Origin of the sequence: Bacillus sp. FSL K6-1005, from assembly GCF_038000225.1 — a bacterium.
Taxonomy (GTDB): domain Bacteria; phylum Bacillota; class Bacilli; order Bacillales; family Bacillaceae; genus Bacillus; species Bacillus mojavensis.
Map to the genome: position 1 here is coordinate 1,229,536 of NZ_JBBOBP010000001.1, position 13,564 is coordinate 1,243,099.

Annotated in this window: 13 protein-coding genes and 1 riboswitch; of the genes, 11 read left to right on the top strand and 2 right to left on the bottom strand. The window is 42.4% G+C overall.

Annotated elements, in window-relative coordinates:
* Window positions 1-3 precede the first annotated feature (3 nt).
* The 6 genes from ccsB to aroD all read left to right on the top strand — a co-directional run bounded on the left by ccsB (window position 4) and on the right by aroD (window position 6,419).
* Window positions 4-1,179 (top strand): c-type cytochrome biogenesis protein CcsB, encoded by a 1,176-nt coding sequence (gene ccsB, locus NST16_RS06410; protein WP_010334778.1) that lies wholly within the window; start codon window positions 4-6, stop codon window positions 1,177-1,179.
* 82 nt (window positions 1,180-1,261) lie between these two features.
* A complete protein-coding gene (gene resD, locus NST16_RS06415) occupies window positions 1,262-1,984 on the top strand; it encodes a DNA-binding response regulator ResD (protein ID WP_010334777.1) in 723 nt (240 codons plus the stop codon).
* Window positions 1,981-3,747: a sensor histidine kinase ResE gene (gene resE / locus NST16_RS06420; RefSeq protein WP_010334776.1), complete on the top strand. Its 1,767-nt coding sequence runs from the start codon at window positions 1,981-1,983 to the stop codon at window positions 3,745-3,747. The genes resD and resE overlap by 4 nt, the downstream gene beginning before the upstream one ends.
* A gap of 190 nt (window positions 3,748-3,937) precedes the next feature.
* A complete protein-coding gene (gene sigX / locus NST16_RS06425; RefSeq protein ID WP_340884939.1) occupies window positions 3,938-4,522 on the top strand; it encodes an RNA polymerase sigma factor SigX in 585 nt (194 codons plus the stop codon).
* The gene (locus tag NST16_RS06430) at window positions 4,458-5,555 is read left to right on the top strand and encodes a sigma-X negative effector (protein WP_326217950.1); all 1,098 of its coding nucleotides are present in this window, start codon (window positions 4,458-4,460) and stop codon (window positions 5,553-5,555) included. The genes sigX and NST16_RS06430 overlap by 65 nt, the downstream gene beginning before the upstream one ends.
* Window positions 5,556-5,657: 102 nt before the next feature.
* On the top strand, window positions 5,658-6,419 hold the full coding sequence (gene aroD, locus NST16_RS06435; RefSeq protein ID WP_340884946.1) for a type I 3-dehydroquinate dehydratase: 762 nt from the start codon (window positions 5,658-5,660) through the stop codon (window positions 6,417-6,419).
* Window positions 6,420-6,473: 54 nt separating this feature from the next.
* Here the strand turns inward: aroD and serA are convergent, their stop codons facing one another.
* Complete coding sequence (gene serA / locus NST16_RS06440) at window positions 6,474-8,051, bottom strand: phosphoglycerate dehydrogenase (protein ID WP_010334772.1); 1,578 nt, start codon at window positions 8,049-8,051, stop codon at window positions 6,474-6,476.
* A 206-nt stretch (window positions 8,052-8,257) separates the two neighbouring features.
* Window positions 8,258-8,393: riboswitch (FMN riboswitch) on the top strand.
* Window positions 8,394-8,548: 155 nt separating this feature from the next.
* On the opposite strand from serA, the gene fmnP reads away from it, so the two are divergent.
* Window positions 8,549-9,121, top strand: a complete 573-nt coding sequence (gene fmnP / locus NST16_RS06445) for a riboflavin transporter FmnP (protein WP_340884951.1) — start codon at window positions 8,549-8,551, stop codon at window positions 9,119-9,121.
* Window positions 9,122-9,160: 39 nt separating this feature from the next.
* On the opposite strand, the gene NST16_RS06450 is transcribed toward fmnP, so the two are convergent.
* Entirely contained in the window at window positions 9,161-9,409 is a 249-nt protein-coding gene (locus tag NST16_RS06450) for a ferredoxin (RefSeq protein ID WP_003225461.1), read from the bottom strand.
* 266 nt (window positions 9,410-9,675) lie between these two features.
* On the opposite strand from NST16_RS06450, the gene NST16_RS06455 reads away from it, so the two are divergent.
* Genes NST16_RS06455 through NST16_RS06470 form a run of 4 tightly spaced genes read left to right on the top strand, consistent with a single transcriptional unit; the run spans window position 9,676 to window position 13,537 of the window.
* Window positions 9,676-10,734: a helix-turn-helix domain-containing protein gene (locus tag NST16_RS06455; protein ID WP_340888297.1), complete on the top strand. Its 1,059-nt coding sequence runs from the start codon at window positions 9,676-9,678 to the stop codon at window positions 10,732-10,734.
* On the top strand, window positions 10,727-12,217 hold the full coding sequence (locus NST16_RS06460; RefSeq protein ID WP_340884954.1) for a RecQ family ATP-dependent DNA helicase: 1,491 nt from the start codon (window positions 10,727-10,729) through the stop codon (window positions 12,215-12,217). Before NST16_RS06455 ends, NST16_RS06460 begins: the two co-directional genes overlap by 8 nt.
* A 14-nt stretch (window positions 12,218-12,231) precedes the next feature.
* Window positions 12,232-12,813, top strand: a complete 582-nt coding sequence (locus tag NST16_RS06465; RefSeq protein ID WP_326192673.1) for a CPBP family intramembrane glutamic endopeptidase — start codon at window positions 12,232-12,234, stop codon at window positions 12,811-12,813.
* Complete coding sequence (locus NST16_RS06470; RefSeq protein ID WP_340884960.1) at window positions 12,797-13,537, top strand: LysM peptidoglycan-binding domain-containing protein; 741 nt, start codon at window positions 12,797-12,799, stop codon at window positions 13,535-13,537. Before NST16_RS06465 ends, NST16_RS06470 begins: the two co-directional genes overlap by 17 nt.
* Window positions 13,538-13,564: the final 27 nt, after the last annotated feature.

Consider the following 13,564-nt stretch of genomic DNA (forward strand, 5'->3'; position numbering starts at 1 on the left):
GTCATGGCGGAGCTGAGCGGAAATTTTCTTTATGCAGCCTTTCTCGTGTATTTAATCGCGGTCCCAATTTTCGGCGGGGCCATACGCGGAAGGAAAAATAAAAAAGACAGGGCAAACCGGTGGGCGACGATCGGGATTACCCTTTCGATTATCGGTTTTCTCTGCCACCTGGGCTATTTTATGACAAGGTGGGCTGCCAGCGGCCATGCGCCTGTCAGCAATATGTTTGAATTTACAACGGCCTTTGGCATGATGCTTGTGCTTGCGTTTATTATCCTTTATTTTATCTATCAATTGCCTTCATTAGGTCTGTTTACACTATCGATTGCTTTATTGCTGATTGCTTACGCCAGCATGTTTCCGACGGACATTTCGCCTTTAATTCCGTCATTGCAGAGCAATTGGCTGTATATCCACGTAACCACGGCCGCGCTGGGGCAAGCGATACTCGCCATCAGTTTTGTCGCAGGTGTCATTTTTCTTTTGAAGCATGTTGACCAGACAAAACCAAGTAAAAAAACCTTTTGGCTTGAAGCTATCATGTTTATTATGGTGACGGCAGTTGCCTTTATTGTGATAACATCTGTGTTTCGTTTTGCCGGCTATGAAGCTGAGTTTAACTGGGTGGATAAGAATAAGGAAAAAAGCGTGATGGTCTATGAAATGCCCGCACTTGTAGGTCCGCATGAGGGTGAGCTTATCACCGAGGGGAAAATGCAGCCTATTGCAGAGCTTCCGGCCCTTTTCTCAGGCAGAAAGGTAAACACGGTGATTTGGTCGTTTGGAGCTGGACTCCTTTTGTATGGGGCGCTTCGCCTGATCGTCAGAAAAAGAATCAGTGCCTGTTTACATCCTCTGGTGAAAAACGTGAATCTTGATCTGGTGGATGAGGTTGGCTACAGGGCCGTTTCCATCGGTTTTCCGATTTTTACACTCGGCGCGCTGATCTTTGCCATGATTTGGGCTCAGCTTGCTTGGACGAGATTTTGGGGCTGGGACCCGAAGGAAGTATGGGCGCTAATCACGTTTTTGTTTTACGCCGCATATTTGCATTTAAGGCTGTCCAGAGGATGGCACGGAGAGAAATCAGCATGGCTGGCCGTCATTGGTTTTGCCATCATTATGTTCAATTTAATATTCGTAAATCTTGTGCTAGCCGGACTTCATTCTTATGCATAGTCGATAACAAAGCGATACAGTTCTCAAACTTTCTCACGATTTGATAAAATGAAAGTAACAGAAGGAAAGCAGGGGGAAAACGATGGACCAAACCAATGAAACCAAAATATTAGTAGTTGATGACGAAGCCAGAATTCGCCGCCTTTTAAAAATGTATCTTGAACGTGAAAATTATGTGATTGAAGAAGCGGAAAATGGTGATGAAGCTATTGCCAAAGGCCTCGAAACCAATTATGACTTAATTTTGCTTGACCTTATGATGCCTGGCACAGACGGAATTGAGGTTTGCCGCCAAATACGCGAAAAAAAAGCTACACCAATTATTATGCTGACCGCAAAAGGAGAAGAAGCAAACCGGGTGCAGGGGTTTGAATCGGGAACAGATGACTACATTGTCAAACCGTTTAGTCCGAGAGAAGTTGTGCTGCGGGTAAAAGCGCTTCTGAGAAGGGCATCTCAAAACTCTTATTTCAATGCGAATACGCCGACGAAAAACGTATTGGTGTTTTCTCATCTGTCAATCGATCATGATGCCCATCGGGTAACTGCAGACGGAACTGAAGTGAGCTTAACACCGAAAGAGTATGAGCTCCTTTACTTCTTAGCGAAAACGCCTGACAAAGTGTATGATCGGGAAAAGCTTCTCAAGGAAGTGTGGCAGTATGAATTTTTTGGCGATCTGCGTACAGTAGACACACACGTCAAACGTCTACGTGAAAAACTCAATAAAGTATCACCGGGAGCTGCCAAAAAAATCGTCACTGTATGGGGCGTCGGTTATAAATTCGAGGTAGGCGCTGAATGAAGTTTTGGAAAAGCGTAGTAGGCAAGCTGTGGGCTACGATCCTTTCGCTTGTCCTGATCGTATTATTTATTTTAACGGTTCTTTTACTCGAATTTATCGAAAATTATCATGTGGAAGAAGCCGAAAATGATTTAACCCAGCTTGCAAATAAAGTCGCAGTCATCTTAGAAAAACACGAGGATCAGGCGCTGGCAAGGTCGATCACTTGGGAGCTTGCTGATAACTTAACAAGCATTGCGATTATACAGGATGAGAAAAAGTACTGGTATTCGCCAAACGATAAAAATCGGCTCTCATCTATCACGCTTGAACAAATACAGCGGGACAAGGATTTACATCAGGCTCTGGACAACCATAAAAAAGTCAGTAAACGAACGGGACTGAGTGGTGGAGACACGGATAATGAACGCCTGATTGTGGGTGTTCCGTATGAAAAAGACGGAAAAAAAGGCATGGTCTTTTTATCTCAGTCTTTGCTTGCCGTCAAAGATACAACAAAACACACGACCCGTTATATATTTCTTGCCGCAGGCATTGCGATTGTGCTGACCACATTTTTTGCTTTCTTTTTATCAAGCAGGGTCACGTATCCGCTTCGAAAAATGAGAGAGGGCGCACAGGATTTGGCAAAGGGCAAGTTTGACACGAAAATCCCGATTTTAACCCAGGATGAAATCGGTGAGCTGGCAACCGCCTTTAATCAAATGGGACGGCAGCTTAACTTTCATATCAATGCGCTCAACCAAGAAAAAGAACAGCTTTCAAACATATTAAGCAGTATGGCTGACGGAGTGATTACCATCAATATCGACGGCACGATTCTCGTGACAAACCCGCCGGCTGAACGTTTTCTGCAGGCTTGGTATTATGAGCAGAATATGAATATTAAAGAAGGCGACAATCTTCCGCCAGAAGCAAAAGAATTATTCCAAAACGCTGTCAGCACTGAAAAAGAACAAATGATTGAAATGACGCTGCAGGGCAGATCATGGGTGCTGCTGATGTCGCCGCTGTATGCGGAATCGCATGTCAGAGGCGCGGTTGCCGTTCTTCGAGATATGACCGAAGAACGCCGCCTTGATAAATTGCGTGAGGACTTTATCGCAAATGTCAGCCATGAATTAAGAACGCCGATCTCCATGCTTCAAGGGTACAGTGAAGCCATTGTCGATGACATTGCGAGCTCCGAAGAAGATCGAAAAGAGATTGCTCAAATTATATATGACGAGTCGCTGCGAATGGGCCGTCTTGTCAACGATTTGCTTGATTTAGCCCGAATGGAATCAGGCCATACTGGATTGCATTATGAACAAATCAATCTTAATGAATTTATAGAAAAGATCATGCGTAAATTTTCCGGCGTTGCCAAAGAAAAAAATATTTCTTTGCATCAGGACATTTCTCTCACTGAAGAGGAATTGATGTTTGATGAAGATAAGATGGAGCAAGTGTTTACTAATTTAATTGATAACGCGCTGCGTCATACTCAATCAGGCGGCAATGTGTCCATCTCCGTTCATACCGTTAAGGATGGAGTAAAAATAGACGTCAAAGATTCCGGCTCGGGGATACCGGAAGAGGATCTGCCATTTATTTTTGAGCGATTCTATAAAGCAGATAAAGCACGGACAAGAGGCAGAGCAGGAACCGGACTGGGACTGGCTATTGTAAAAAATATTGTGGAAGCTCACAACGGTACCATTACAGTGCACAGCCGGATGGACAAAGGAACGACGTTTACGTTTTATATTCCGACAAAATGATAAAGTCGAGTCTGAATTTGCCGAAGAATCTTGTTCCATAAGAAACACCCGCTGACCTAAGCGGGTGTTTTCTTAATAAAATTTAAGGATATGTTAATATAAATTCCCTTCCAAATTCCAGTTTCTCGTAATATAGTTGTAATGTAACTTTTAAGCTATTATTACGACTAAAGAAACGGAGGGGTTTCCTATGGAAGAAACCTTTCAAGTGTTATATAAAACACACCATCAAGATTTATACCAATTTTTATTTTATATGGTAAAGGATAAAAGCCAGGCTGAAGACCTTCTTCAAGAGGTTTATATTCGTGTATTAAATTCATATCATACGTTTGAAGGAAGAAGCAGTGAAAAAACATGGCTATTGTCGATTGCACGCCATGTGGCGATAGACTGGTTCCGTAAGCAGCAGACAATCAGACAGCGTGTACTCGGCACATTTGATTGGGATACACAGGATGTCAGAGATCAGCAATTGCTTCCGGACGAACTCGCGGTTCAACATGAAAATGTCCGGGAAATTTATGCTGCGCTTGATCAATGCACGATCGATCAAAGAGCTGTGATTATCTTACGGTTTATACAAGGATATTCAATACAGGAAACAGCCAATGCTCTGCGCTTCTCGGAAAGCAAAGTAAAAACGACCCAACACAGAGGGCTCAAGGTACTTCGGAAACATATGGAGCTTTTGAGGGAGGAGCTAATGGATGATGAAGTCAGATTGGAACGAAGAACAGATAAAGGAGTTGTTAAGTCAACTGCCGGCAGTTAAAGACCATCGTTCTCCGCAAGACATATACAAGCGGCTTTCGATGGTAAAACGGAAGAAAAAGCCCCCTGTAAAATGGATTGGCCCCGTATGTGCAGCAGCTGCTGCAGTTTATATCGCTTTCATTATTTCTCCTCATTTCTTTGATCAGGCAGAGCCTCAAAAAGAAGCGGTTAAAGAAAACGCTATAACGAAAACTGAGACAGCAGACAGTCAAAAAGCAGCACCGTTGCTGGATCAGACTTCGTTTGTTGTTTCTGAAAAGGAACAGAGCAATTATATAACTGTAGCGTTTGCCGATGCCGATACGTCCACAATCGTACCCATCAGCATCAAAAAAACAAATTCAAACCAAAACATACAGGATGTCCTGTTTGCCAGTGACCAATCAGGCTATCTTGATCACGCCGTCACCATTCCATCCTTTATGGATGAAGTGAAAGTAACGGAGAAACAGAAAGAACTAAGAATACAAGTTAACGAGAACATTGAGGTTGATTCTCTAAAAGACGCTAAACTATTAAAAAAATTGCTGAAAGAAACAATGAAATGGAGCCCTTATGAGAGAGTCAAGTTTTCAACCGATCAAAACGGGGCTGGTGCAAAAGTTGGCTCCTATGGCACTTTGACTGAAATTCCTGTTCACACACAGACGAACAAAGCTTACTATTTGTATCACAATAAAGACGGACAAGACTTTCTTGTTCCCTCTGAAAAAACGTTTCAAACAATAAAAGAAGCGTTTAAGGAAATGGAAACAAACAGTAAACCGGATACAGAACCTGTTATTCACGCAGGTGATATCAAATCAATAACAGAAAAACATAAACATTTATATATTCACTTCTCAAAAAACTCGGCAGTCGAGGATTCAATCACCGGTATTTTAATGCTTGAGGGACTTCTTTTAACAGCAAAGGAATTTGGATTTACAGAAGTGACTTTTACAGAAACTAGATCAAATAAAATTGGAAAATATGATGTTTCAGATCCAATACCGGTACCCGCTGCCCCCAATCCGATTTCTTTAAACTGAAAAAGCCTTTGGGCTTTTTTGTTTTTTAATATAATAGGAATTTTCACAAAATAAGTGTAAGTGTATAATAGAACAAGTGAGGATTGAAAGGATTTGAGATAAGTGAACACGCTAACAATCAAAGGAGTTTCCATTGGAGAAGGGATGCCAAAAATCATCGTTCCGCTGATGGGTAAAACAGAAAAGCAAATTTTAAAAGAAGCAGAAGCTGTAAAATTACTGGATCCGGATATTGTAGAGTGGAGAGTCGATGGATTTGAAAAAGCAGACGACAGTGAAGCAGTCATAAAGATGATCTCAAAGCTGCGAGAGTCTTTGAGAGACAAGCTGTTTCTATTTACATTCAGATCGCATAAAGAAGGCGGGAGCAAAGAAATGGATGTAAGTTCCTATATCGCTTTGCTTGAAACGGCTATCCGCACAAAAGACATAGACTTTATTGATATTGAACTATTTTCAGGAGAGGCGAACGTGAAAGCGCTAGTATCTTTAGCGGGAGAAAACGGTGTCCATGTGATTATGTCTAATCATGACTTTCAGAATACACCTGCAAAGGAAGAGATCATTTCTCGGCTTCGAAAAATGCAGGAGTTAGGAGCGCATATTCCGAAAATAGCTGTAATGCCGAAGGATACAGGTGATCTTTTAACCTTGCTTGATGCAACATATACCATGAAAACAAAATATGCGGACCGCCCGATGATCACAATGTCAATGGCGGGAACAGGATTGGTCAGCAGGCTGAGCGGTGAAATATTTGGATCAGCTTGCACATTCGGCGCAGGAGAAGAGGCTTCAGCACCTGGGCAAATACCAGTATCCGAGCTGAGAAACGTGTTAGAAGTACTGCACAAACATACATAAACAGAAAACCGTTAAAAGCAAAAAAACTCAAGCTGCAAAGCTTGAGTTTTTTCATCATGGAAGATCAATAAGTTTTACAGACACGATATCAGGAACATCTGTTAGTTCTTTCACAATTTTATCTTCTAAATGTCTGTCAAAAGAAAGCATCATGATGGCTTCTCCGCCTTTTTCTTTACGGCCAACCTGCATGGTTGCAATATTAATATCGTTATCTCCGAGAATACGTCCCACTCGGCCGATGACCCCCGTCGTATCCTGATGCTGAATGTAAACCAGGTGGCCTGTTGGATAAAAGTCGATATTAAACCCGTTGATTTCGACAATGCGTTCTCCGAAATGAGGGATATACGTAGCTGTAACTGTAAAGGTGCTGCGGTCTCCTGTTACTTTTACGCTAATGCAATTATCGTATCCAGATTCAGAAGTGGAAATCTTTTCACTAAAGCTAATGCCGCGTTCTTTTGCGACACCGCCCGCATTTACTTCGTTAACTGTTGAGTCAACGCGTGGTTTTAAGAAGCCTGACAGAAGGCTTTTTGTAATAAACGATGTTTCAAGTTTAGCAATTGTGCCTTCATATTGAATCGCGACATCCTGTACCGGCTCTTTCATGCATTGTGATACGAGGCTGCCGATTTTCCCTGCAATTTGGTGGTACGGCTTAATTTTAGCGAATTCATCCTTTGTCATGGCAGGCAGGTTAATGGCTGACATAACAGGAAGACCTTTTGCGAACTGCAGCACTTCTTCTGATACTTGCGCTGCAACATTCAGCTGTGCTTCTTTTGTCGATGCCCCTAGGTGAGGAGTGGCAATCACCAACGGGTGGTCAACGAGCTTATTATCAACCGGCGGTTCAACTTCAAAAACGTCAAGCGCCGCACCGGCAACATGGCCGCTTTCTAAAGCTTCAAGAAGAGCTGCCTCATCGATAATGCCGCCTCGTGCACAGTTAATTAAGCGAACACCCTTTTTCGTTTTTGCAATCGTTTCTTTGTTTAATAAGCCTTTTGTTTCTTTTGTTAATGGCGTATGCACAGTGATGATATCTGCGCTTTCCAAGACTTCTTCGAACGTACGGCTGTTTACACCGATTTTTTTCGCTCTTTCTTCTGTTAAGAAAGGATCAAAAACGTGCACAGTCATACCGAAGGCTCTCGCACGCTGTGCAATTTCGCTTCCGATTCTGCCTAATCCTACAATTCCAAGTGTTTTGCCGTAAAGTTCCGAACCGACATATGCTGTGCGGTTCCATTCTCTGGATTTTACAGAGATATTGGCCTGAGGGATGTGTCTCATTAAAGATGAGATCATCGCAAATGTGTGCTCAGCTGTGGAAATTGTGTTTCCGTTTGGCGCATTAATAACAATAACCCCATGTTTCGTCGCTTCGTCAATATCGATATTATCCACACCGACACCGGCTCTTCCGACGATTTTTAAAGAAGTCATTTTTTGAAAAAGGTCTTCTGTTACTTTTGTCGCGCTTCGCACCAATAGAGCATCAAAGGTATGTAATTCATCCTCTGCATCTGCTACGTTTTTTTGGACGATTTCAATAAAGTCTGATTCAATAAGTGGCTGTAAGCCGTCGTTGCTCATTTTGTCTGAGACCAATACTCGAAACATCGTAAGATTTCCTCCTAAATTGACAAACTAAATATCTGATAATTTAACATATTCTCAATAGAGTGTCAATGTGTATTGACGCAGTAAAGGATAAAAGGAAAGTGAGGATTTGACCAGTTTTAGAGACTTTTGGCGATATTTTTAATTTGAAGCAATTATCTATACAACCAATCATTTATCGTTTATAATGGAACCAAATTCATATGATCAATCTTCGGGGCAGGGTGAAATTCCCTACCGGCGGTGATGAGCAACTGGCTCTAAGCCCGCGAGCTGTTTTTGACAGCAGGATTCGGTGTGATTCCGAAGCCGACAGTATAGTCTGGATGGGAGAAGATGGAGGTTCAGCAGCGTTTTGAAAAAAGGTTTTCAAACGTTTCTTTACCAAGCCAAATTTTTGAAACCCCGCTTTTATATCATAGAGCGGTTTTTTTATTGGCTGGAAAAAGAACCTTTCCGCTTTTCGAGTAAGATGTGATCGAAAAGGAGAGAGCAACTTGAAAGTAAAAAAATTAGTCGTGATCAGCATGCTGAGCAGCATTGCATTTGTATTGATGCTGTTAAATTTTCCGTTTCCGGGGCTTCCTGATTATTTAAAAATTGATTTCAGTGATGTCCCTGCCATTATTGCGATTCTTATATACGGACCTTTAGCGGGTATTGCCGTTGAAGCGATAAAAAATGTTCTTCAATATATCATTCAGGGGAGCATGGCTGGAGTGCCTGTAGGACAAATTGCAAATTTCATTGCTGGAACACTCTTTATATTGCCGACTGCTTTCTTATTTAAAAAGCTGAATTCAGCAAAAGGCCTGACAGTGAGTCTTCTGATTGGAACTGCAGCTATGACGGTGCTGATGAGCATTCTGAATTATGTTCTGATTCTTCCGGCCTACACATGGTTTTTACACTCCCCGGCATTATCCGACAGTGCGCTGAAAACAGCGGTAGTCGCTGGTATCCTGCCGTTTAACCTCATAAAAGGCATTGTCATTACGATTGTGTTCGCACTCATCTTTATCAAGCTTAAACCGTGGATTGAACAGCAAAGAAGCGCGCATATTCATTAAATAAAAAAAGCTCCCGCAGGGGAGCTTTTTCGATTACTTCTATTCAAATTTAAGCGGGTCGCCCTCAAATGGCTCATCCGCCACTTTGATGGAATCAGTAGGGCATCCTTCAAAAGCGTCAATCATATCTTCTTCCAGTACTTCAGGAACTTCGACAACGCCTTTATTTTCGTCAAGCGTTACGAACGCGATGCCTTCATCATCGTAATCGTAAATGTCTGGTGCAGCCGCTCCGCAAGCGCCGCATGCAATGCATGTATCTTTGTCTACGATTGTGTACTTTGCCATGAATAAAACCTCCCAGATTGTTCTTGGTGGAACAAATGGATCAATCTTTTATATTTAATCAATTTAACACCTATTCCTCTTACTTATTGTAATGATGTTGATGCCACATTTCAACAGAAAAATGATTGAGAATGCTTATCACATAAGGGGTCATCTACATAACATCCCCCCTAATGATGACTTTAAACGTCGATTTATGTTTAAAATCTGTTAAAATAAAAAGAGCAAACCAACGATTTTTGTCAGGAAGAATGTGGGTGGATAGGTTGTCATTACATTACTTTGATATTATGGTTCTCGATTGCCTTTCTAAAATAAACGGGGAACGGACAGGAAGTGCCGTTTTTCACCTATTTAAAGGAAAAAGATCGTCACAAACCATTCAAGATGCCGGCTTATTTCAGACTGCAAGATATTTTGGAATGGCTCCGCAATGTTCAAGAAGCGACATATCAGGATCACTTCGCAAGCTTGAACAGCAGTCATTTCTGGAACCAATGTCAGAAACAGATACATACAGAGTGACTATAAGAGGCGAAAGCATGTTGAGGCAGGCGCTGAGTGAACGGCCTTGGCCAGCCCATTGCCACGGCGCTTATTTTCAGCAGGCCGCAAGCGTGCTCTGGAAAAGACTTTCCCTTCTCGTACAGGTATTGTCAAATAAGCAGCGCAGCAGCAGACAGTATATTCCCGTCACAAAAGATTATAAGACGCTTCACTGGGTCAAGCGATACATGCACATGCAGAAGGATCATGAAAAACTGGCAAGGGGCTTGCAGGAAATGCTGGAGGATCATTTGCAAAGGCTTGACGAGAAAGCAGCTCTTATCTTTGTCTACTCATTAACTTCATATAATAGGATCGGTTATACGAGCAGGCAGCTTGCTGACAATCTGAAAGAAGACGAGTGGTACGTTTATGTCTTGTTTTGGGCTGCGGTACATTATTTTATTCATTCCTTGCCGCAATGTGAAGATTCTATACTAAAGGATCTTCTTTCCGATGTGCATCTGGAGAATGCGCTGACTGAGTCTACGAGAAAAACATGGCAGATGGTCAGACAAGGGATTCCGATTCAGCGAATTGCTGAAATCAGAAAGCTGAAAACTGCCACAATTGAAGACCATATCGTCGAAATTTCTCTTCATGAGCCGGCTTTTGTGATTGATGAATATATTTCGGCTGAGGATCAGCTCCAAATTGCTGAGTTCGCCAAAAGCATGCGGACAAACAAGATCAAACAAATTCGAGAAGGCCTAGAGCAGCGGTTCAGCTACTTTCAAATCAGGCTGGCATTGGCAAAGCAGGTGAAACAGTATGACTAAATTACAGCAAGTGTTATATCAGTTTTTTGGTTTTCATTCCTTTAAAAAAGGACAGGAGGACATCATCAGAAGCGTTCTCAGCGGAAAGGATACCATTGCAATGCTTCCGACAGGGGGAGGGAAGTCTCTTTGCTACCAGTTGCCCGGTTACATGCTTGACGGTATGATATTAATCGTTTCTCCTTTGCTTTCTTTGATGGAGGATCAGGTGCAGCAGCTGAAAGCGCGGGGAGAAAAACGGGCTGCCGCTTTGAATAGTATGCTCGGCAGGCAGGAAAGACAATTCGTTTTAGAGCATATCCATCGGTACAAATTTTTGTATCTGTCGCCCGAAGCTTTGCAGTCGTCATATGTTTTGGAAAAATTAAAGAGCGTTCCGATCAGTCTCTTCGTTATTGATGAAGCGCATTGTATATCGGAGTGGGGACATGATTTTAGGCCGGATTATTCAAAGCTTGGACAGCTGAGAAAAACACTTGGGCATCCGCCGGTGCTTGCTCTGACGGCTACGGCGACGAAGGATACGCTGCATGATGTCATGAATTTGCTTGAACTGCATCATGCCGAACGGCATCTTAACTCGGTTAACCGGCCGAATATTGCACTCAAAGTTGAAAATACTGCGGATACTGCCGAAAAAATAGATAGGGTCATTCAGCTGGTTGAAAACCTGCAAGGATCGGGAATTGTCTATTGTCCGACAAGGAAATGGGCAGAGGAATTAGCGGAGGAAATAAAAAACAAAACAAGCAGCAGGGTTGATTATTACCATGGCGGCATGGATTCTGGCGACAGAATGTTAATTCAGCAGCAATTTATTAATAACCAGCTTGATGTCATTTGCTGTACAAATGCGTTTGGAATGGGTGTTGATAAATCTGATATCAAATATGTCATACATTTTTATCTCCCGCAGACGGCTGAAGCTTTTATGCAGGAAATCGGCAGAGCAGGGCGTGACGGAAAACCGAGTGTCAGCATTTTGCTCAGAGCGCCTGGAGATTTCGAATTGCAAGAGCAGATTATCCAAATGGAGAGTCTTGCGGATGGAGAAATCGCCAATGTTATTCGCGTGCTGGAAGAAACGGAAGAACGGGACGAAAGAAAACTGCGCGAATTATTCATGCAATATGGTATCACAGAGACGCAGTCGCGCATGATCATCCATCTCTTTATGCAGGGGAAAACATCTATTGATCTGATCAAGCGGGAAATCACGTATCGCATGGAGCTGAAACTTGAAAAAATGCGTCACGTGGCAGCTTTGCTTCATCGCGATGGCTGCTTAAGACAATCGTTGTTAGCCTATTTTGATGAAACATACGAGCCCGATAAAGGAAGCATGCCATGCTGTTCACATTGCGGTTTTGATCTTTCGCTGTATGAACAAAAAGAGGAGCGCGTCCAAATAGCACCATTAGACGGCTGGAGATCGGAATTGCACCGTATATTCAGTCTAAAGACTGTAGGTGAGCCGAACTGAAACAGCAAAGGGATTTGATCCAACATCTGTCTGACCGTGATATACTGAAGCAGCTATACATGACACAGCTTCTGGTCATCATGTTGTCCGCTGCTGCCGTTTTGTTCTTTTTTCAGGATATAAGTGATTTTTTCAGCCTCTGGCATATTAGAGATACAAGAATCATTTGGTATGGTGTTTCTCTTGCAGTTATTGTCGTTTTAGCCGACATGGCAATCATGAAATGGTGTCCGTCTCATTTATATGATGACGGCGGAATCAATAAAAAATTATTCAGTAAAAGGCCAATCCCTCATATTATATTTTTAACGCTTCTAATTTCTTTCGCTGAAGAAATGTTATTTAGGGGAGTGCTGCAGACCCATATTGGTTTATGGGCGGCCAGTCTTGTTTTTGCTGTTCTTCATTTTCGGTATTTGACAAAATGGCTGCTATTTATCATGGTGACGGCAATCAGCTTTTTGCTTGGACTGATTTATGAATGGACCGGTAATTTATTTGTTCCGGTAACGGCGCATTTTATTATTGATGCCGTGTTTGCCTGTCAGATTCGTTTTGAACATGTTAGGAGGGATACACATGACGAACATGTCTAGAGTTGAGAGAAGAAAAGCTCAGAATCTTTATGAAGACCATAATGCCGCATTGGCGGACGACCTTTTCGAAGAGGATGAAGAAAGCCTTCCGACAAGACAATCTGTAAAAAATCAAAGAGAGAAGAAAAAAAAGCAAGGCAAAACAAGAACGCCATTATTTACCACTCTCGCGGTACTGTTTGTATTTGTGCCGGTTATCGTCTTTGTCGCCTTATTTTATCTAATGAAAAGCCATCCGGGAAATCCCGATGATTATGAAGATGTATTTATAGACAGCAGCCAGAGTAAATACGAGGTGGTCCAAAAACCAGAGGCCAAAAAAGAAATGCAAGAGACAGTTCTGCGCGAAGAGTCAAAAAAAAAATCTGAAGACAAAAAGACAGAGAAACAAACAGAAACAACAACTGATAAGAAGCAGCCTGCTGTAGCGGAAAAAGAGGACACAGCGAACAAACAGGAAGCAAAAAGCGCGGCTGCTTCCCCTTCCCCAGAAAAAACAGTCCAAAAAGAGCAGGAACAAATACCGCAGCAACCTGAACCAGTTCAAGAAACCGAGGCGGAACATATCGTGAAGCACACCGTTCAAAAGAAAGAAACGCTGTACCGCATTTCCATGAAATATTATAAAAGCAGATCAGGAGAAGAAAAGATCCGTGCCTATAATCATTTGAACGGAAATGACGTTTATACCGGGCAAATTTTGGACATCCCTTTGACTTATTAGCGGGCATCTTTTTGATCGCAGGCTCAT

Bases quoted from the DNA above. Each gene is read 5' to 3' on its own strand.
- ccsB (WP_010334778.1), top strand. From the start codon at position 4: ATGGCGGAGCTGAGCGGAAATTTTCTTTATGCAGCCTTTCTCGTGTAT.
- resD (WP_010334777.1), top strand. From the start codon at position 1,262: ATGGACCAAACCAATGAAACCAAAATATTAGTAGTTGATGACGAAGCC.
- resE (WP_010334776.1), top strand. From the start codon at position 1,981: ATGAAGTTTTGGAAAAGCGTAGTAGGCAAGCTGTGGGCTACGATCCTT.
- sigX (WP_340884939.1), top strand. From the start codon at position 3,938: ATGGAAGAAACCTTTCAAGTGTTATATAAAACACACCATCAAGATTTA.
- NST16_RS06430 (WP_326217950.1), top strand. From the start codon at position 4,458: ATGATGAAGTCAGATTGGAACGAAGAACAGATAAAGGAGTTGTTAAGT.
- serA (WP_010334772.1), bottom strand. From the start codon at position 8,051: ATGTTTCGAGTATTGGTCTCAGACAAAATGAGCAACGACGGCTTACAG.
- NST16_RS06450 (WP_003225461.1), bottom strand. From the start codon at position 9,409: ATGGCAAAGTACACAATCGTAGACAAAGATACATGCATTGCATGCGGC.
- NST16_RS06460 (WP_340884954.1), top strand. From the start codon at position 10,727: ATGACTAAATTACAGCAAGTGTTATATCAGTTTTTTGGTTTTCATTCC.
- NST16_RS06470 (WP_340884960.1), top strand. From the start codon at position 12,797: ATGACGAACATGTCTAGAGTTGAGAGAAGAAAAGCTCAGAATCTTTAT.